The organism is Paraclostridium bifermentans, assembly GCF_964259345.1.
Classification (GTDB): Bacteria; Bacillota; Clostridia; order Peptostreptococcales; family Peptostreptococcaceae; genus Paraclostridium; species Paraclostridium bifermentans_B.
Window position 1 is genome coordinate 125,067 of sequence record NZ_CAXVJR010000004.1, and the last position, 20,968, is coordinate 146,034.

Consider the following 20,968-nt stretch of genomic DNA (forward strand, 5'->3'; position numbering starts at 1 on the left):
TAAGATAAAAACAAAGAAAGAAGACTTCTTAGCTGTAAACAATATAAGCTTTACTGCTAGAGAAGGGGAGATATTAGGTATATTAGGACCTAATGGAGCAGGGAAAACAACACTACTTAGAATGCTTGGAGGAATACTAACTCCTACATCAGGAAGTATAAAAGTAGCTGGATATGATTATTCTATTGATAAAAATGCAGCGAAAAAAGAAATAGGATATTTATCAGGAAATACGAAACTATATAAGAGATTATCACCAAGAGAGTTATTAACTACTTTTGCAAATCTTTATGAAATGCCAAAAGAGGATATAGAAAAATCTATAGATGAGGTCATAAAGATAATGGATATGGAAAAGTTTATAGATAATAGGATAGAAAATTTATCTACTGGTCAAACTCAAAGAACTTCAATAGCAAGATGCCTTGTACATTCACCCAAAATATATATATTTGATGAACCAACATTAGGACTAGATGTTATAAGTAGTAAGTCTATAATAGACTTTATGAAAAATGAAAAACAAAAAGGAAAAACAGTCCTATATTCAACTCATTACATGGAAGAGGCTGAAACTTTATGTGATAGAATAATGATGATACATCAAGGTGAAGTGATTGCTATGGGTACACCAAAAGAGTTAAAAGAAAGGACTAATACAGATAACTTAAGAGATGTATTTATAACTCTAGCAAGTGAAAGAGGTGATATCTTTGAGGACTAAGATAATAAATCAAATATTTAAGAAAGAAATTTTAGATATATTAAGAGATAAAAAGACTGTATTTATGATGATAGTACTACCTATAATTTTATATCCTGTACTTATGGTCGGTATGAGTCAAGTTATGATGATGTCAATGAATAGTATGCAACAAGAAGATATAAATATAGCTTTTAATCAAAAACCAGATAAAGTGCTATTACAGGTTATAAAAGAAAATAATGAAGCAAAAAAAGAAGATAATAGTGAAGCTGGAGATTTAAAGATAGTAGAAACTAAAGATTATAAAAAAGATTTAGATGATGGAAAAATAAATGCATATATTGAAATCCTAGAAAAAGGAAAAACTAAGGAATTCAAGGTATATATAGATTCTTCAGAAGACTCTTCATCAATGGCAACAGGAGAAGTTGAAGATGTACTAAACACATATAAAGAAGATTTAGTGAAAACTAATATTCAAAATAGTGGTCTAGATGTTAAAGCTACATTAGAACCTATTACATATGAAACTGTAGATATTGCTAAAAATGAAGAAGTAGCAGGTCAACTTTTAGGTCAAATCCTTCCATTTGTATTGATAATAGGACTTTTAACTGGAGCTATGTATCCTGCAATTGATGTTATGGCTGGAGAAAAAGAAAGAGGAACATTAGAAACATTGTTTACTTTACCTATAACAAACTTAGAACTTGTAATGGGTAAATATATGGCTGTTTCAGCTTGTGCAATAGCATCAGCAATATTAAATGTTTTTTCAATAGCTATAACAATTGGTTTCTTAGTTACATCACAAGGTATGACAAGTGAAATGGGTATGATGAATTTTAACTTATCACAAATGATATTACCATTTATTATAACTATGATATGTGTATGTTTATTTGCAATGGTAGTTTCAGCTGTAAGTATGTGTGTTTGCTCATTAGCTAAAAGTTTTAAAGATGCACAAAACTATATAACACCAGTAAGTTTATTTGTTATGATACCTTCATATGTATCTATGATACCTAATGTAAGCTTAAATAGTTTTACAGCTACAATACCAGTAGTTAATATATCTTTACTTATAAAGAGTGTACTTACATTTAATAGTGATATAAGTTTAATAGCCTTAGTATTATTTTCAAATCTTGTATTTGTTATAATATCAGTTTTATTACTTTCTAAAATGTTTAATTCAGAAGAAATATTATTTGGAAGTAGTAAAAGTTTTGCGTTACTTGAAAAAAGAAGTAATATAAAACCTGGAACTATACCATCAGTTGCAGATGGAGTTACTTTATACTCTTTAGGGGTAGTTTTATTAATATATGTAGGCAGTTTAGTTCAGGTGAAATTTGGTATGGGTGGATTAGCGCTTACTCAAGTTATGATTATAGCATTACCTTTAATATTTGCATGGTATATGAAAACTGACTTTAAAAGCACATTTAGTATAAAAGCTCCTAAGATAAGTCAAGTATTAGGCGGTATAGTGCTTTGGGCAGGTATATTTATAATAGTTAATCTTATAACTCAGTTAATACTTTACTTATTCCCTCAAAATATGAAGATAGTTGAAGGATTAAATGATGTTTTAAAACTAGACAATAATTTTATACTAAACCTATTAGTTGTTGCAGTTATGCCAGCTATATGTGAAGAAATGTTCTTTAGAGGGTTTGTATTTAAATCATTTAGTAATAATAGACAAAAGAAATCTCAAATATTAGCCGTGGTATTTAGTGGTATATTATTTGGATTTATGCATATAGACTTTATAAGAGTTATACCTACTAGTATTTTAGGGATAGGTCTTGGATATGCAGTTTATAAGAGTGGATCAATATTTATACCTATGCTTATGCATTTTATAAACAATGCTATAGCAGTTATATCAATGCATAGTACCGGTAATGACAACTTAATGGTTAAATTAGGTAATTTATTAACTTTAGATTTTAACAACTTAGACGTAGTAAAATTAATTTTAATAATAGTTACAAGTGTAGTATTGGTATTTATAGGTGCAAGATTATTAGATAGAAAAAAAGAAAAATAAAATTAAAATAATAAAGTGATGTATCAAAGTGGTTTTACTTTGATACATCTTTTTTTGTATTTAATATATTTATTAAATCAAAACTTGAATATACTTTATATGATGTATTACACTGGTATTAGACGTAATTAGACAATAATCATCAAAAAAATAAATGGATTTCATTAAATTAAAATATTTTACTTATGATTATATTCAATATATAATATATTTGAAATTGAATTTGTTAAAAAACTTACTATTAATAATAGATATTATCTCTATATTTAAGGGAGGAAATTTTATGAGAGACATTACTGTAATAGGAGCTGGCGTTGTAGGGTGCGCTATAGCACGAGAATTGTCAAAATATGATTTAGATGTAGTTGTAATTGAAAAAAATTCAGATGTAGCAGAAGGGATATCAAAAGCTAATAGTGGCATTATCCATGGAGGTTACAATGAAAAGAAGGGAACATTAAAAGCTAAGTTAAATTTAGAAGGAAATAAGATGATGGATGAACTATCAAAAGATTTGCAATTTCCTTTTAAGAGAAATGGAGCTTTAGTACTTGCATTTAATAAAATTGAACTTGAAAAAATAGAAAAATTAAAATCTAATGGAGAAGAACTTGGAGTTGAAGGGTTAGAACTTTTAAGTAAAGAAGAAGTATTAAATTTAGAACCTAATGTAAATAAAGATGTAATAGGAGCGTTACATGTAAAAAATTCAGGAATTGTAAGTCCCTATGAAATGACTTTAGCATTTGGAGAAAATGCAGTAGAAAATGGAGTAGAATTTATTCTAGGCAAAGCTGTTGAAGATATAAAAAAGGAAGAAAATAGTTATAGAATAATATTAGAAGATAGAAGAATAATAGAAAGCAAAATAGTTATAAATGCATCAGGATTAGGTGGAGAACATATAAATGACTTAGTAAGTGATGTGGAATATGAGTTAGATCCTGTAAAAGGTGAATACTGCTTGTTTGATAAAGTAGCTGGAAGCTTATATGAAAAAACTTTATTTCAAGTTCCAAGTGAGTTAAGTAAAGGCGTATTAGTTACTCCAACAGTAGATGGAAATCTTTTAATTGGACCGAATGCGACTATCAGTGATACTTTAGATACTTCAAAAGAAGGTATAGATGAAATATTAAAAAAAGCTAAAAAGAGTATACCAAATATACCTGTAGCAAGGGTATTAAATACATTCTGTGGATTAAGACCTAAAGTTTGTGGTGGAGATTTTATAATTGAAGAAATTAGAGATGCTAAAAACTTTATAAATGTAATAGGAATAGATTCTCCAGGATTAACTGCAGCGCCTGCTATCGGAGTTTATGTAGTTGATATTGTTAAAAATTTAATTAATTTAAAGAAAAAAGAAAATTTTAAGAAAATTAGAAACAAAATAGTTAGAATGAGTGAATTAAGTATAGAAGAAAAAAATAAATTAATAAAACAAAATCCAGCTTATGGAAAAATGGTATGTAAATGTGAATTTGTTACAGAAGGTGAAATTGTAGATGCTATAAAAAGACCTTTAGGAGCAACAACAGTAGATGGAGTAAAAAGAAGAACTCGTGCTATGATGGGTGGATGTCAAGGAACAGGATGTATGTTACCTATAAGTATGATATTAAGTAGAGAATTGAAAATAGATATAAGTAAAGTTAAGAAAAACTCTAAAACATCTACAGTTGTTGGATACAGGGAGGTATAGATATGAGAGAGTATGAATTAGTGATAGTTGGTGGAGGAGCAGCAGGTATACTATGTGCTATAGATGCTTACCAAAAAGGAATAGAAAACATTCTAATAATAGAAAAAGATCCAGTATTAGGAGGAGCTTTAAACTTAGGTGATTATAATATAAGTAAAAATAAAGCCATGACAGGAAAAGAGTATAAGCAAATTCTAATTGATAAATTAGATAAATGTAAAATAGATATACAATTAAATACTATGGTGTTAAAAATCGAAGATAACAATGAAGTGCTTTGCACAAGTCCTGAATATGGAATTGAAAAAATAAAGGCTAAGTATGTAATATTAGCGAATGGTGGAAAAGAAAGTTCAAGAAAGGCTTTAACTATGGTAGGTGATAGATGTTCTGGAATACTTACTGTAGGAATGGCTAAAAAAATATTTAACATGGATGTTATACCAGGAAAGAATGTTCTTATAATAGGTGACTCTACTTTATATATGATAGAAAAAGATCTAAAAAATCATAATATAGAAGTAGTAGGAATAATCAGCGATAATGCACATGTAAATGCATATGGATTAACTGATAAAGTTTATAAAGATTATAAAATAGAAGGTATATATGGAGATGGAAGAGTAAGTAGAGTTAAAATATCTAAAGGGGATGAAGAAGAAAATATAAGTTGTGATACTTTAATATTTGCAAATCCTATACTTTCAGATGGCGTAGTAGCTATGAGAAGTAATATAAAATTAAATCTACATACCACTGGACCAGAAGTTGACGATAAATTTATGACGTCTAGAGAAAATATATATGCTTGTGGTAATGGTATATACCCACACGACTTTATAGAAGATATAGAAAAAGAATGTGCCGAATTAATAAATAATTTATAAGTTTGCTTTTTATTGTTATAAAAATTTCGTTATGGTATTATAATTACTAAAGAAATTTTAAAAGGAGCAACAAAATGAAAATAAGAGGATTTGAATTAGTAAGTAAAAAAGAATTTGAAAAAGTAAACACAGATGTAAAATATGAAGAATTAGAATTACCTAAAAGAGCAACAAAATTTGCTGCTGGGTATGATATAAAGAGTACATTAAACTTTACATTAGAGCCAGGTGAAGATATAGTTATACCAACAGGATTCAAAGCATATATGCAAGTTGGAGAAATGTTAGCTTTATTTCCAAGAAGCGGTATGGGATTTAAGTATCAAATACAACTAGCAAACACTGTAGGTATAGGAGATGGAGACTACTATAACTGTGAATCTAATGAAGGTCATTATTTTATAAAGTTAGTTAATAGAGGTAAAAAAGCTTGGGAAGTTAAAGTTGGAGATGGTATAGGGCAAGCTATATTTATGCCAATACTTTTAGCTGATGGTGATGACTTTGAAAATGGTGAATTAAGAACTGGTGGATTTGGATCAACTGGTAAATAATATTTAACAAAAGCTACTGTATATTATATATAGTAGCTTTTTTACGCTTAAGGAATTTATGATTAACGAATATTTGTTGATAACTTATAGAGTATAGGCATATCAACATGTTGCTGAAAGTAAAAAAGGACACTTTTGAGCAACTGACGAAGTCGTTGGCGACAGGAGCGAAGCGACTTTTGATTATTGTCAATTTAATGTTACAAAGTTAGTTGTCTAAATATGGTATTATAGATACATATATAAATTAAGGAGTGAATTAAATGTTAGATTTTACTTTTCATAATCCAACTAAGATAGTATTTGGAAAAAATAAGATAGAAGAATTAAATAACCTTATACCAAAGGATGCAAGAGTATTAATACTTTACGGTGGTGGAAGTATTAAAAAGTTTGGGACACTAGATAATGTAAAAGAAGCTTTAAAAGATCGTGCAATATTTGAGTTTGGAGGAATTGAACCAAACCCTAGATATGAAACATTAATAAAAGCAGCAGAAGTTGTAAAAAAAGAAAATATAGACTTTTTATTAGCTGTTGGTGGTGGATCTGTAATGGATGGAACTAAATTTGTAAATTTAGCTGCAAACTATGATGGTGAAGATAAAACAGATTTATTAAAATTTGGATTTAAGCCAGTTCCAGTAACTAAAGGATTACCTATAGGAACGGTAGTTACATTACCAGCAACAGGTTCAGAAATGAATGGAGGAGCTGTAATTACATATAATGGAGGAAAATTCTCTACAAGAAGTCCACTATCTTTCCCGACTTTCTCAATATTAGATCCAACACTTACATATACTCTACCTAAAACACAAGTTGCAAATGGTGTAGTTGATACATTTATACATGTACTTGAACAATATGCAACATACCCTATAGATGCAAGATTCCAAGATAGAACAGCAGAAGGTATATTAAAAACATTAATAGAAATAGGAAAAGGAACAATTGATAATCCTACAGACTATGATCTAAGAGCTAACTTAATGTGGTGTGCTACTATGGGGCTTAATGGGCTTATAGCAGCAGGAGTAGTTCAAGATTGGACAACTCATAAAATAGGACATGAACTAACTGCTTTATATGGAATAGACCATGCTAAGACTTTAGCTACAGTACTTCCTGCATTATGGGAAGTTAGAAGAAATGAAAAAGGTGGTAAGTTAGTTCAATATGCTGAGTGTGTATGGGATATAACTGATGGAACTGATGATGAGAAAATAGATTTAGCTATAAATAAAACTCGTGAGTTTTTTGAAAGCTTAGGAATACCTACTCACTTATCCGCTTATGGACTTAAAGAAACTGATGTAGACACTGTAGTAAATGCACTTGAAAGTCATGGAATGACTAACTTAGGAGAAACAAGAGATATAACACTTGATATAAGCCGTAAGATAATAGAAAAAGCATTATAATATTATATGAAAAAGAACTATATATTTTTATAGTTCTTTTTTGTATAAAAGGATATTAGTATGCATAAGTAGAAGTAGATGAAAAGTTTGAGATAGCTACAAGGAGGTAAGGTTTTTGAAAAAAGGGCTATTGTTATTTATACTTATAGGTATATTAGGGGGAGTAGGTTGCAAAAGTGAAAAAGAAATAACCTTAAACAAAGAAGTTTTAACTCAAAAAGAAGAAATAAGGGATAGATTGAATGGTAATTCTATGGGAATTTATAGTGTTGGCAATTTAGAAAAAGGTGAATATAAAGTTAGCATTACATATGAAGAATACAATAAAGGCAAGCTTAAAAAGTCTGAAGCGATAATAATAACTGAAATCGAAATAATGGAAAATAATGAAATAGTAACAATAGGAATTAATAAAAATAACAGTGATAAAATGATATTTGATATAAGTCAACATAATAAAGATAGATTTATAGCATCATCTACATCAGCTTGGGTAGATTCAGATAATATAGATATCAAAGAAAATGGGTTCTCCTGGAATATGTTAGACGGATCATCTGAATATAATCATATTATAAAACTAGATGAAGAAATAGCTATAGCATGTTTAAATATGGGAGATGGATATGCTACATATGGAATGAACCTAGGAAATAGTTTTGTGAAACCGAATATAAATGATGATATTTTAGATAATAAAAGAGATATAATATTTTATTTAAAAATAAGTAAAATTTAAAAATAAGGAGATGTATAATGGGAATATGGAATGAAGTTAAAAAATTTGATGCACATATTCATATAATACCTAATGAGAAAAGAGAAGAGATAATATACTAGAGCATAATATAGAAAAGAACTGTTATTTTAAAACAGTCCTTTTTACATGCTATATATTAAATTTATTCAGGAACTATAATAACTGTACATTTAGATTTTTTAACCACGTGTAAAGTTACAGATCCTATTGCATCTATAAAATTATTTTTTGTTGATTTAGTCATAACTATTAAGTCAAAGTTGTCGTCTTTTGATTTTTTTATAATTTCTACGCCTGCATCTCCGAATAGAGAGTGTGTAGTTACATTATATCCTGAAAGTTTATTTTTAAAAGATTCTAAAGTCTCTTTTATTCTTTTTTCAGATTCTTTTATTTTCATATCAATAATCATTGGGTTGGTTATATTTGTTAAGCTAACATCATTTACACACATAAGTGTTATATCAATGTTATCTTTAGGAAAATTGTTTAATATAAAATCTAATGATTTTTGACTTCTATCGCTTCCATCAATAGGTACTAATATTTTTTTCATATAAACACATCCTTTTATTTTAATAATATCATATAGTAAAATATATTTAAAGATTTTTGTAAGTAAAAGGTTACTAAGTAAAAATATTGAATCTAAATAGTAATTAATTATTTTTACTTAGTATATGATTTTGAATAAATTTTGTTAAAAGTATTAATACATAGGGGTGAAGTAATGAAAATAGCTATACTTGGATTTAGTGGAAGTGGAAAATCAACAATGGCTAAAAATTTTGGCAAATACTATGATATACCTGTTTTACATCTTGATACTGTTAAGTTCTTACCTAACTGGGTTGATAGAGATAGGGAAGAAGGAAGATCTATAGTTTGGGATTTTATGAAAAATGATTCATGGGTAATAGATGGTAATTATAGTGATTTTTATCAAAAAGAGAGATTAGAACAAGCTGATAAAATAATATTTTTAGATTTTCCACGAAGAGTTTGTATGTATAGAGCATTAAAGAGGTATTTTAAAAATAGAAATACTACAAGAGAAGATATGGCTAAGGGATGTATAGAAAAAATGGACTTGGAATTTATATGGTGGATTTTACATGAAGGAAGAACTAAAGAAAAGAAAGACAGTTATAAACAAATGCAAAATGACTTTCAAGATAAAATAACTGTATTAAGAAATCCAAAAGAAGTTGAGTTGTTTATAAAAGCATTTAGCTAAAGCTAAGTGCTTTTATATTTATTACAAAATGGAAAAAATAATTATAATAGTTTTTTACATTGAACTAATAATGCTTATATGAAATAATATAAATTAAAGAAATTATGTAAAAGGAGAGTAGTTTATGAAAAATACTAATTATAGAGAGCTGGGAGTTGTACTTCTTAACAAATAAGGAGTTATACATTAGGAAAACTCCTTATTTGTTAAGTTTGTAATCATACAACTTATAAATAAAGGAGAATTAAAAAATTGAAATATAAAAATGCAAAAAATATATTACCACAAGAATTATTAGAACAAGTTCAAAAATACATCCAAGGGGATGCTATATATATTCCAAGATCAAAAGATGAAAAAATACCTTGGGGTCAAAAAAATGGAGCTAGAAAAGCTATTTATACAAGAAATAAGGATATATTTAACTTATATAAGCAAGGATATTCAATAGAGGAGATAGTAAGTATATACAATTTATCAGAATCGAGTATAAGAAAAATAATATCTAAAATAAAAAAAGAAATGAAAACTACTAAAGAAGAGTTAAATATAGGAGGACTTGCACATGAATAATACTACATTTGAAAAATTACAACTAGATGAATTAAAAGAATTAATAAAATTACACTGTGTAAGTTCACTTGGAAAAGATCTTATAGATAAGTTAACTCCTAGTAAAAGCTTAACCGTAGTTAAAAGAAAATTAAAAGAAAATGAAGAAGCTAGAAATATTTTATCAAATAGTAATCATATACCACTAGAGGGACTTTTCAATATACATTCTACAATAGAAAAAGTTGAAAAAGGTATGATATTAGACCCTATGGAACTTGTAAAGGTTCAAGATTTTTTAAGGGGATGTAAAAAGATAAAAAAATTTATGATAGATAAGGAGTTTTACGCACAAACCTTAAGTTCATATGCGCTAAATATAACTGAATGTGATTATATAGAAGATGAGATAAGCTATGCTATAAAAAACAATAAGGTAGATTCAAATGCATCTAAAGAATTAAAGAAAATAAGAAGAAATATAGAAGTTTGTGAAAGTAAAATAAAAGAAAGATTAAATAAGTTTTTAACTTCAAGTGGTAACAAAAAGTATATACAAGAATTTATAATAAGTAAAAGAGGCGATAGATACGTAATACCTATAAAAGCTTCTTATAAAAATGAGGTAGATGGAACTGTTCTTGATACTTCATCAAAAGGAACAACAGCATTTATAGAACCAAATAATGTATCTAAATTTAGTTTAGAACTTGTCAGTTTAAAATCAGAAGAGAGTATAGAAGAATATAAGATACTATCGTATTTAACTGAATTAATATTTGAAAAGATATCTAATATTAAATTAAACATAGAAATAATAGCAGAGTATGATATGGTATTTGCTAAAGCTAAGTATAGCCTAAATAATAAATGTATAACACCTAGTGTAAATAATAGAGGATATATAAAAATAGTAAATGGTAAGCATCCTCTTTTAAAGGGAAAAGTAGTTCCTCTTAATTTTGAAATAGGGAAAGACTATAGAAGCTTAATAATAACAGGTCCTAATGCAGGTGGTAAGACTTTATCATTAAAAGCAGTAGGATTATTAACTTTAATGGTTCAATGTGGATTTGACATATGTGCAGAAGAAGGTAGCCAAATTAGTGTGTTTGAAAATGTATTTGTAGATATTGGAGATAATCAAAGTATTGAAAATGCACTTAGTACTTTTTCATCACATATAAAAAACATTGCAGACATTATGAATAAAAGCAATAAATCTACACTTGTATTATTTGATGAAATAGGAAGTGGTACAGAGCCTAATGAAGGAGCATCACTTGCTATTGCAATATTAGAAGAATTTTACCAAATGGGATGTATAACAATTGCATCTACTCATTATGGAGAAATAAAAAATTTCGCAAGTATGCATAAAGACTTTGAAAATGCAGGAATGTTATTTGATAAAGAAACTTTAGAGCCACTTTATAAATTGGTTATAGGTACATCAGAAGATAGCAATGCATTGTTTATATCTAAAAAAATGGGTATAAGAGATAAAGTTTTAAAAAGAGCTAAAAAATATATGACTAATAAAGAATATAATTTAGACTTAGTAAAAACTCAAAAAGTAGAAGTAATTGAAGATTTAGAAGAAGTTGTAAAGGACATAGTTAACTTCCAAGTTGGAGATAAAGTAAAATTATTAGACCAAAATGACTATGGTATAGTTTATAAAGAAATTGATAAATTCAACAATATTGAGGTTTTATACAAAGATGAGTTTGTAAAAGTTAATGTTAAGAGAGTAGAACTTTATTTAAGCAAAGATGAATTATATCCAACAGGATATGATATTGATAGTTTATTTACTTCTTATGAAGAAAGAAAACTAGAAAAAGATATTAAAAGAGGTTCTAAAAAGGCTTTAAAAAAGATTCAAAAAGAAATAAAAAATAATAAGTAAAAGTTAAAAAATACTCCTAGGTACGTGAAATAATACTTAGGAGTATTTTTATTAATTGTTTGTTTAAAATTTGAATAAAATGACAATAATATATTAAATGGTAACTTATATACTTTATTAATATTAGAAAAATTATTTAAAATAGAATTTTGATGAAAAGGTTTTGAAATGATTTTAATATTAGGTTGAATTTTCAGAAAAATAGTACTATACTTTACTTGAAATACTATATAAAGGAGGGTTAAAAATGAAAAATTACTTTGTTGATAAAATGTTAAAAATTAGACAGTATTCATTCAATATTTCAGCATATAAAGCTGTTAATGGGATAAGTGCGTCTAAAATTCAATATTTGAGTCAATAGAGTAAGTTATAAATTTTAATCCTGATATAAATTTAATTAGAAAAAATATATCCGGGCAGGTTTATTCTTGCTCGGATTTTTTAGTATACAAATTTATAGATTAATTTGTCATGCCTCTAAACCCGAGTAAGAATTTGCTTGACGGATTTTATGGAGGTTTTAAATATGATAGAATTAGAAATAAAAAATTTAGAGAAGAGTTATGGATCAAATTTGATTTTTAAAGATATTAATTTTGATGTTAAAAGCAAAGAAAGAGTAGCCATAGTAGGAAGAAACGGGTGTGGGAAAAGTAGTATCTTCAAAATAATAGTTAACAAAGAAAATAAGGACAGTGGAGATATACTAATAAGAAAAGGTTTGAGGATAGGTTATTTAGAACAAATTCCAGAATTTGAAAATTACAAAGTAAAGGAAATATTAAACCTAGGATTTCCAGAGTTAATAGAAATAGAAGATAAATTAAGGAAATTAGAATCAAAGATGCAAAATATAGATTGTGATATGAATAATGTTCTTAAGAAATATAGTCAGTTGCAAGTAGAGTATGAAAATTTAGGTGGTTATGAAAAAGAAACAACTATAGCAAAAGTATGTACAGGATTAAATATAACTGAGGATTTTCTAGAATCCGAATTTAAAACATTAAGTGGTGGCGAAAAAACTAGAGTGATGCTTGGTAAGATTCTAGTAGAAAAGCCAGATATACTTTTACTAGATGAGCCAACAAACCACCTTGATATGAAATCTGTAGAATGGCTTGAAAATTATTTAAATGATTACTTAGGAAGTGTAATAATAATTTCTCATGATAGATACTTTTTAGATAGAGTTGTTAATAAAGTTGTTGAGATAGAGAATTTAAAATCAAAAGTTTATATAGGCAATTACTCAAGCTATCAGGTTCAAAAAGAAGAGGATTTAATATTAAAACAACATCATTATAAAGAACAGCAAAAGAAAATAAGCTCTATGGAAGAATCTATAAAAAGACTTAAAGTATTTTCACGAAATGGAGATAACGAAAAGTTTGTAAAAAGAGCACAAAATATGCAAAAAAGACTAGATAAGATGGATAAGTTAGAAAATCCTAATAAGAAAAAAGATAATATGAAAATAAACATAACAAATAGTACAAAACAATCACAAGATGTAATATTAATAAAAGATGGTAAAAAGTCATTTGAAGGTAAGTTGTTATTCGAAAATGCAGATATTTTAATTAGAAAAGGGGAAAATGTAGCATTAATAGGAGAAAATGGATGTGGAAAATCAACACTTATAAATATAATTTTGCAAAGTGAACAACTAGATAGTGGAGAATTACAAGTTGCAAATAGTTCTAAAATAGGATATCTTCCACAATATATAAAATTTGAAAATGAAGATAAAACTATATTAGATTGGTTTAGAGAAGATATAAATATATTAGAAGGAAAAGCAAGAGAATACTTAGCTAAATATATGTTTTATAAAGATGATGTATTTAAAAAAGTAAAATCTCTTTCAGGTGGAGAAAAATCAAGACTTAAGCTTAGTAAGATACTTTACTATGATATAAATTTATTGATACTTGATGAACCAACAAATCATTTAGATATTGAAAGCATAAATAATTTAGAGGATGTATTAAAAGATTTTACAGGAAGCATATTTTTTGTATCTCACGATAGATATTTCATAAATAAAATAAGTGATAGGGTATTATCTATGGAAGATAATTCAATTTATAATTGGAATGGAAATTATGATTATTATAAAGAAAAAAGAGAAGAGCTAAACTTTAAAAATAAGATATGTGAAGAAAAACAAAAAAAGAAAAGCGAAGATAAGAATACATCTCAAATAGAGTATAAATCTCAAATAGAGTATAAATCTAAGTGTAATAAAAGTAAAATAGAAAAAGAAATAGAAGATTTAGAAATAAAAATAAAAGAATTAGATATTAAAATTGAAAATATAAGTTCAGATTATGAAAAACTACAAAGTTTATATGAAGAGCAAAATAATCTTGAAAAAAGTTTAAATAAGTTACTAAATCAATGGGTAGAAATTTAATATTTAGAAAATTTGCATATATTAGAAAATTAAATGGTATTCATAGAAAATTGTAATTTAAAAAGGTGAAATTTTAGTGCTAAAATATAATTAAATAGGGAAAAGGAAGTTCTTTAATAATTTTAAGGGGGCAAAAGTTATGAATGAACTAAAGGAATGGATGGATTTTATAGATACTGAATGTGAAATTGAATTTACTTACAAAGAAGATATGTATGTAGTTAAATCTTTTAATGGAAAAAGGTATATAGCTAAAGGTGAAGACATTTTATCAAAATATTATAATAATACAGCCATATTAGAAGCATTTAATTTAAATAACACCTGCTTAAAAAAGCTTATAAAGTCTAATGAGGTAAAGATAATGACTATTTTCTAGAAATGTTAATATTTGTATAAAAAAGAGTATGTATGTTGATTGTAACTATTCAAAATACATACTTTTTTTACGTTTAAGGAATTTATGATTAACGAATATTTATAGATAGTTTATGAAGAATAGGCATACCAAAACTTTATTGAAAGTAAAAATGAGATTTTGCTTGTAACATTATAAAGTATATACTACTATTATAATATAAACTACCTCATATAATAAGGTAAGTCATAAAGCAAGGTAGGTGAACTTGTGGAATTAAATAAGGAGTTACTAAAAGGGCATATAGATACATTGATACTATCTATATTGAACAATGAAGATTCATATGGATATGAAATTGCAAAAATAGTAAGAGATAAAACTACATTTGAGTTAAAAGATAGTACTATGTATGTGTCTCTTAAGAGATTAGAATCTAAGGGTTTAATAAAATCATACTGGGGAAACAATCAAGACGCAGGTGGAAGAAGAAAGTACTACAATATAACAGAAGATGGGAAAGAGAATTTTAAGGTTAAAGTTCAAGAGTGGAATTTTATACAAGAAGTCATGAATAAATTTTTAGATGGAGGTAACTAATTATGAAAATAATTGAAGATTATTTAAATAGGATATACAAAGATGACGACAGTAAAGAAGCTCAAGAATCAAAAGAAGAGTTAAGGCAACATTTAACAACCTGTGCAAATGAGTTTATAGAACAAGGTTATAAGATAGAGGATGCACAAAACAAAGCTATTGAACAATTTGATGGAGATAGCGAATTATCAACAGAGGTAAACTCTATTTATAAGCCTAAAATAGATATAAGAAAAGAAAGAGTAAGAAAATTATCAAAATTAAGATGGAAATTTATAAATATATTTGGATGGCTTTTTGGAGCTGCTATGTTTACTGGATATATGAACGTTGAAAGTTATATCCCAACGTGGTTAATTTCATTGTTAGTATTTTTAATCAGTATATTATTAGTTTTAAGTATAGTTATATATGGACTAAATAAAAATATAGAAAAAAACTAAAGTAAATAGAATAATGATAGTATTATAAAAGGGGTGTTTATATGAGTGATTTTAAAAAATCAGTTAATCTATTTAAAGAAACAAAATGGGTATCGTATGGGACTTATATAATGACTGTTGAAGGATTTGGATATACAGAAGGGGTAGAGGAATATTCTCCTATTATGAATACCTTTAATTATAAATCAGATGCATATATAGTTAATGCAAAATATAATGATCAAAGCTATTTAATTGGAAGCAAGGAGCTATACAATAATGTATCTAAAGGCGATAAGATAGTAGTAACAATTAAATATTTTTATGATAAGGATGAAAATCTTATTCAATCTAATATCCATAAGTATCATACTTATCCAATATCTAATGATTAAATATATACTTTGTCAAAAGAACTAAAACTAGTGAAATAAGGAGAAATATTATCAATTTGTATTTCAATAATTATTGGAGAAAATTTATAGAATAAAATGAAGGCCAACAGATTGGACTAAAGAATCTATTGATTTTTTAGAAAAGTATAGTTAATTTAATACTATTAAATCTACAAATTTAATATGTTACGAACCAAAAGGGTGAGAGCTATGCTCTCATTTTTTTATAAAAAATAAAAAAATTTGCAACTAAATCTATCTTTTGTGTTTCTAATATATATAATCTAGATTGTACTAAAATAAAGGAGAATGAAATGGCAAATGTAACAATAAGAAAATACATAAATTTATTTAATAAAAATTTAAAATCTTTGTCTGAAGATGAACTAATCAAATTATCTCAAAAAGGGAATGATGATTCATTTGAAGAGCTAATGAAAATATACAAAGATTATATATATAAGATGGCATTTTTATATGTAAAAAATGAGCATGATGCACTAGATGTATGCCAAGAAACTATTCTAAATGCATATCTTGGAATATCTAAACTTAACAATACAGAATACTTTAAAACCTGGATAACAAAAATTTTAATAAATATTGTTCACAATAAAAATAGATACGATAATAGATTTCAAAATATTAGTGTAGAAGATATAACATTAGAAATACCATATGAAGATATTGAGGCAAAGTTAGATTTATATGATGTAATTGACACTTTAGAAGATAAGTATAAAACACCAATAATTTTACAATATTTCTATGACCTACCCATATCTAATATTGCAAAGATAATGGAATGTAATGAAAATACAATTAAATCTAATATAAGGCGTGGAAAAAAGAAAATGTATGAACAGCTTAAGGAGGATAAGTATGAGTAAATTTGATAATATAGAAACTTCAAATAAAATGGACAAAGTTATATCAGATGCTATAAAACAGGGGAAAAAAATAAAGGCTAAGAAAAAAAAGAAAGTTTTACTGGTTGCGTCTGCGGCATCGCTATTATTAATATCGGGAGCAACTGTTGTTGGAGTAAAAAATCCATCATTTGCAGAAAAGCTACCTATAATAGGAGATATGGTTGATTTAATACAGAATTCAATGCAAGCTGGAAATTTAACTGATAGTTATACTGATGTTAATAAATCCTATACTAAAAATGGTCTTACAATAGCTGTTGAAAGAGTAGTATATAGTAAAAATCAAATGTATATGGAATTGGAGCTTAAAACAGACAAGCCATTTGATGAAAGTGAGTATAAAGATATAATTTCGCCAGTTAAGTCAACTGATAAAAATCCAACTAATAAGTATCTTAATATGGTTAACCCAGTATTTTGGATAAATAATAAAAAAGTAGAAAGTTATGGATTTGATGCACCTGAGTTTAACTATGTGGATGATTATACTTTAAAGGGAACTATGTTAATAGATTTTAAGTCTCCCATAAAGGAAAATAATACATATGATATATTTAAAATGGAATTTGGGTTAGAGGCTTTTGTAGGATATGATGGTGACAAGAATAAGTATGAATATATAAAGCCTATAGATGGCATATGGACATTAGAATTTCCAGTGAAGTCTAATAAAGAAAAGACAAAAGAAATAAAAGTTAATAAAAAACAAGACAATATAACAGTTAAAGAAGTTACATTATCTCAAACATCGCTAAATATAATACTATCTTCAAAAAAGAGCAGTATTATAGAAGGTGTAGAAGTTAAAGATGATAGTGGTAAATTTTTAAATGGTGCTGGTGTAGCTACCTCTGATGGTGATAAATATGATGGTGACTATCATTTAAATAGTATAAACCAAAATATGGAATCTATAACGGTTGTAGTTTATACTCTTAATACTGAAGATCAAAATAAAAAAGAAGTAAAAGAGATTAAAGTTGATTTAAAATAACATAGTAAAAATAAATTAGATTTAATAAAAATTGGAAAGGTTTTACAAATGATATTAAGGGTATACATATTAAAGTCAGTATAAAACAATTAAATTATATTGACCAAATATTAAAAGAAAGGAGCTAAAGATGAGTAAACATTTATCTACAAGTATTCGTGTAGCTATAGAAAAGGACAATCCTTCAATTTGTAGAGATGAAGAAAAATGTATAAAGTGTGGTATGTGTAAAAATATATGCACTGATTACATAGGTGTAAACGGAAATTATTCACTAGAAGATACTAAGGATATTGCTGTATGTATAAACTGTGGTCAATGTGCTAACGTTTGTCCGCAATCGAGTATTACAGAAGTTTATGATTATGAAAAAGTAAAATCAGAAATAAAAGATAATGATAAAATAGTCATATTTTCAACATCACCAGCAGTTAGAGTATCACTAGGTGAAGAATTTAATATGCAAGATGGTAGCTTTGTTGAAGGTAAAATGGTTTCTCTAATTAGAAAATTAGGCGCTAATTATGTACTTGATACAAATTTTGCAGCAGACTTAACAATAGTTGAAGAAGCTAGTGAATTAATAGAGAGAATAGCTGAAAAGAATAAACCATTGCCTCAATTTACAAGTTGCTGTCCTTCATGGGTAAAATATGCTGAAACATTTCACCCAGATATATTAGATAATATTTCGTCTGTTAAGAGTCCAATTGGAATGCAAGGACCAACTATAAAAACCTATTTTGCAAATAAAATGGGAATAGATGCATTAAAAATTGTAAATGTAGCTGTAACACCATGTACTGCTAAAAAGTTTGAAATAAAAAGAGATGAAATGAATTCATCTGGAAAATATCATAATTCAGAAGATATACGTGATATGGATTATGTTATAACTACAAGAGAACTTGCACTTTGGGCAAAAGAAGAAAACATTGACTTTGAATCATTAGAAGATAGTTGCTATGATAAGTTAATGGGAGAGTCTTCTGGAGCAGGTGTCATATTTGCAAATACAGGAGGAGTTATGGAAGCAGCTCTTAGAACTGCATATTCATATCTTACAAAAGAAAAACCACCAAGATTATTTTATGAATTAGAAACAGTAAGAGGACTAGAAGAAGTTCGTGAAGCAACTTTGAAAATTAATGGAATGGAAATTAATATTGCTGTTGTTTATGGAACTGAAAATGCATCTAAGTTTATCGAAAAAATGAAAAATGGAGATAAACAATATCACTTTGTAGAAGTTATGACTTGTCCAGGTGGATGTATTGGTGGTGGTGGACAACCAAAGGATACTCAATTTAAAGGAGATTCTCTTAGAGAAAAACGTATAAAAGGACTTTATAAAAGAGATTCAGGTATGGAAGTTCGACTAAGCCATGAAAATGAAGAAATAAAAACGCTTTATGAAGAATTTTATTACAAGCCTTTAAGTAAGCTTGCAAAACAAATGTTACATACAACTTATTATGATAGAAGTGAAGACTTAGGAGGTAAAAAAATGAGTACATCAGTTAAATATCGTTGTTCAGTGTGTGGTTATATACATGAAGGAGAATTACCAGAAGGATTTACATGCCCTATATGTAAAAACCCAGCATCAGTATTTGTGAAAATAGAAGGTGAAGGATCTAAGGATAGTGAAACTACTAATAAATACAAAGGAACAAAAACAGAGAAGAACTTAATGGAAGCATTAGCAGGAGAATCTATAGCTAGAAATAAATATACTTTCTTTGCAGATGTTGCTAAAAATGAAGGATATCAACAAATTCATGATATATTCTTAAAAACAGCTGGAAATGAAAGAGAACACTCTAAGTTATGGTTTAAAGAACTGGGATATCTAGGAGATACAGATCAAAACCTACTTCATGCAGCTGAAGGTGAAAATTATGAGTGGACAGATATGTATGCTAGATTTGCAAAAGATGCAGAAGCTGAAGGATTTTTTGATTTAGCAGAAAAATTTATATCAGTTGCAAAAATAGAAAAATCTCATGAAGATAGATATCGTAAACTTTTAAATAATGTTCAAATGAAAGAAGTATTTGAAAAAGCAGAAGAAACTATGTGGGAATGCTTAAACTGTGGACATCTTGTAATGGGTAAAAAAGCTCCAGAAGTTTGTCCAGTATGCTATTATGCACAAGGATTCTTTGAAGTTAGATCAGAAAATTATTAAAATAATGACACTATTGAATAAGTATTGAGTTTGTTCAGTGGTTTTATTATTTTAATAAAATTAATATTAATAAAAAATATAGCTAGTATAAAAGCTAGCTATATTTTTACGCTTAATAAAATTATATTTAAGAGATAAAGTAATTATTTAAAATCAAATATGGAGATGATTTTATGAATGGTAGTAAAAATGTAGATGTATATATAGAATATGGTGAAGATGCAACTATACCAAAGTATGAAACTCCTTTAGCATCAGGAGCAGATTTATTTGCAGCTAGAGATATGGTTATAAGACCATTTGAAAAAGTTGCAATTCCTTTGAATATAAAATTTGCTATACCGGATAATATGGAAATTCAGATAAGAGCTAGAAGTGGATTATCACTAAATACAAACTTAAAAATATCAAACTCTGTTGGAACTATAGATGCTGATTCAGTAAGTGAAATTTGTGTAATATTAGAAAATAATTATAACATAGCTAATTTACCTTATGAAATTGCAGCAGATATAAGTAAGTTAAAAGATTTAAAAGAAAACTATAGGGAAGTTTTATTAAGAGACTATTTAGAAGAACAAGGACATGATATACAAGAGTACAAAGAATGTGAAAAAGCATATAGAAAACTTATTAAGAACTATATATATTTAGATAAAAATGGCAACCCATATGGAAGTATATATATAAAAAAAGGTAATAGAATAGCTCAAATGGTGCTTGCTAAGTATTATAGAGCTAACTTTATACACGTTTATGATGTTGAGGAAATAAAAGGTATAAACAGAGGCGGAGGATTTGGACATACTGGTTTTTAAATTAATAAAGAGTATATGTATTAATACATATACTCTT

General features: G+C 27.1%; 19 protein-coding genes and 2 pseudogenes. 20 read left to right on the forward strand and 1 reads right to left on the reverse strand.

Translation table 11 applies throughout. The annotated features are described in order from the left end of the window. Positions 1–46 precede the first annotated feature (46 nt). From ACEXNK_RS09180 to ACEXNK_RS09210, 7 genes and pseudogenes are all read left to right on the forward strand, one after another. A pseudogene (locus tag ACEXNK_RS09180) lies at positions 47–724 on the forward strand (ABC transporter ATP-binding protein); the annotation flags it as partial. Next, on the forward strand, positions 714–2,768 hold the full coding sequence (locus tag ACEXNK_RS09185; protein ID WP_373599324.1) for an ABC transporter permease subunit/CPBP intramembrane protease: 2,055 nt from the start codon (positions 714–716) through the stop codon (positions 2,766–2,768). The pseudogene ACEXNK_RS09180 and the gene ACEXNK_RS09185, both read left to right, overlap by 11 nt. Positions 2,769–3,051: 283 nt before the next feature. Continuing rightward, the gene (locus ACEXNK_RS09190; protein ID WP_373599323.1) at positions 3,052–4,473 is read left to right on the forward strand and encodes an NAD(P)/FAD-dependent oxidoreductase; all 1,422 of its coding nucleotides are present in this window, start codon (positions 3,052–3,054) and stop codon (positions 4,471–4,473) included. Between the two features lie 2 nt (positions 4,474–4,475). Further along, positions 4,476–5,360 carry an FAD-dependent oxidoreductase gene (locus ACEXNK_RS09195; RefSeq protein ID WP_373599322.1) on the forward strand — a complete coding sequence of 295 codons (885 nt, stop codon included), beginning with the start codon at positions 4,476–4,478 and terminating at the stop codon, positions 5,358–5,360. Between the two features lie 74 nt (positions 5,361–5,434). Then, on the forward strand, positions 5,435–5,914 hold the full coding sequence (locus ACEXNK_RS09200; RefSeq protein ID WP_373599321.1) for a deoxyuridine 5'-triphosphate nucleotidohydrolase: 480 nt from the start codon (positions 5,435–5,437) through the stop codon (positions 5,912–5,914). Positions 5,915–6,177: 263 nt separating this feature from the next. Then, the gene (locus tag ACEXNK_RS09205) at positions 6,178–7,338 is read left to right on the forward strand and encodes an iron-containing alcohol dehydrogenase (protein ID WP_373599320.1); all 1,161 of its coding nucleotides are present in this window, start codon (positions 6,178–6,180) and stop codon (positions 7,336–7,338) included. A gap of 115 nt (positions 7,339–7,453) precedes the next feature. Beyond that, positions 7,454–8,077: a hypothetical protein gene (locus tag ACEXNK_RS09210; RefSeq protein WP_373599319.1), complete on the forward strand. Its 624-nt coding sequence runs from the start codon at positions 7,454–7,456 to the stop codon at positions 8,075–8,077. A 163-nt stretch (positions 8,078–8,240) separates the two neighbouring features. On the opposite strand, the gene ACEXNK_RS09215 is transcribed toward ACEXNK_RS09210, so the two are convergent. Then, a complete protein-coding gene (locus ACEXNK_RS09215) occupies positions 8,241–8,654 on the reverse strand; it encodes a universal stress protein (RefSeq protein ID WP_373599318.1) in 414 nt (137 codons plus the stop codon). Positions 8,655–8,828: 174 nt separating this feature from the next. On the opposite strand from ACEXNK_RS09215, the gene ACEXNK_RS09220 reads away from it, so the two are divergent. The 13 genes and pseudogenes from ACEXNK_RS09220 (at position 8,829) to ACEXNK_RS09280 (ending at position 20,931) form a co-directional block, all read left to right on the forward strand. Then, positions 8,829–9,335: a DNA topology modulation protein gene (locus ACEXNK_RS09220; protein ID WP_373599317.1), complete on the forward strand. Its 507-nt coding sequence runs from the start codon at positions 8,829–8,831 to the stop codon at positions 9,333–9,335. Between the two features lie 252 nt (positions 9,336–9,587). Continuing rightward, on the forward strand, positions 9,588–9,908 hold the full coding sequence (locus ACEXNK_RS09225; protein WP_373599316.1) for a CD3324 family protein: 321 nt from the start codon (positions 9,588–9,590) through the stop codon (positions 9,906–9,908). After that, a complete protein-coding gene (locus ACEXNK_RS09230; RefSeq protein ID WP_373599315.1) occupies positions 9,901–11,799 on the forward strand; it encodes an endonuclease MutS2 in 1,899 nt (632 codons plus the stop codon). Before ACEXNK_RS09225 ends, ACEXNK_RS09230 begins: the two co-directional genes overlap by 8 nt. A 529-nt stretch (positions 11,800–12,328) precedes the next feature. Continuing rightward, complete coding sequence (gene abc-f / locus ACEXNK_RS09235; protein WP_373599314.1) at positions 12,329–14,221, forward strand: ribosomal protection-like ABC-F family protein; 1,893 nt, start codon at positions 12,329–12,331, stop codon at positions 14,219–14,221. A gap of 139 nt (positions 14,222–14,360) precedes the next feature. Further along, positions 14,361–14,600, forward strand: coding sequence for a hypothetical protein (locus ACEXNK_RS09240; RefSeq protein WP_373599313.1), 240 nt, complete (start codon positions 14,361–14,363; stop codon positions 14,598–14,600). 249 nt (positions 14,601–14,849) lie between these two features. Further along, a complete protein-coding gene (locus tag ACEXNK_RS09245) occupies positions 14,850–15,179 on the forward strand; it encodes a PadR family transcriptional regulator (protein WP_373599312.1) in 330 nt (109 codons plus the stop codon). 2 nt (positions 15,180–15,181) lie between these two features. Continuing rightward, positions 15,182–15,622, forward strand: a complete 441-nt coding sequence (locus tag ACEXNK_RS09250) for a permease prefix domain 1-containing protein (RefSeq protein ID WP_373599311.1) — start codon at positions 15,182–15,184, stop codon at positions 15,620–15,622. 41 nt (positions 15,623–15,663) lie between these two features. Next, complete coding sequence (locus tag ACEXNK_RS09255) at positions 15,664–15,996, forward strand: DNA polymerase III subunit delta (protein WP_373599310.1); 333 nt, start codon at positions 15,664–15,666, stop codon at positions 15,994–15,996. Between the two features lie 314 nt (positions 15,997–16,310). Beyond that, entirely contained in the window at positions 16,311–16,886 is a 576-nt protein-coding gene (locus ACEXNK_RS09260; RefSeq protein ID WP_373599309.1) for a sigma-70 family RNA polymerase sigma factor, read from the forward strand. Next, entirely contained in the window at positions 16,879–17,922 is a 1,044-nt protein-coding gene (locus ACEXNK_RS09265; protein ID WP_373599308.1) for a DUF4179 domain-containing protein, read from the forward strand. Before ACEXNK_RS09260 ends, ACEXNK_RS09265 begins: the two co-directional genes overlap by 8 nt. Positions 17,923–18,052: 130 nt before the next feature. After that, a pseudogene (locus ACEXNK_RS09270) lies at positions 18,053–19,525 on the forward strand ([FeFe] hydrogenase, group A); the annotation flags it as partial. An 18-nt stretch (positions 19,526–19,543) separates the two neighbouring features. Beyond that, the gene (gene rbr, locus ACEXNK_RS09275; protein WP_373599514.1) at positions 19,544–20,113 is read left to right on the forward strand and encodes a rubrerythrin; all 570 of its coding nucleotides are present in this window, start codon (positions 19,544–19,546) and stop codon (positions 20,111–20,113) included. Between the two features lie 173 nt (positions 20,114–20,286). After that, on the forward strand, positions 20,287–20,931 hold the full coding sequence (locus ACEXNK_RS09280) for a dUTP diphosphatase (RefSeq protein ID WP_373599307.1): 645 nt from the start codon (positions 20,287–20,289) through the stop codon (positions 20,929–20,931). Positions 20,932–20,968: the final 37 nt, after the last annotated feature.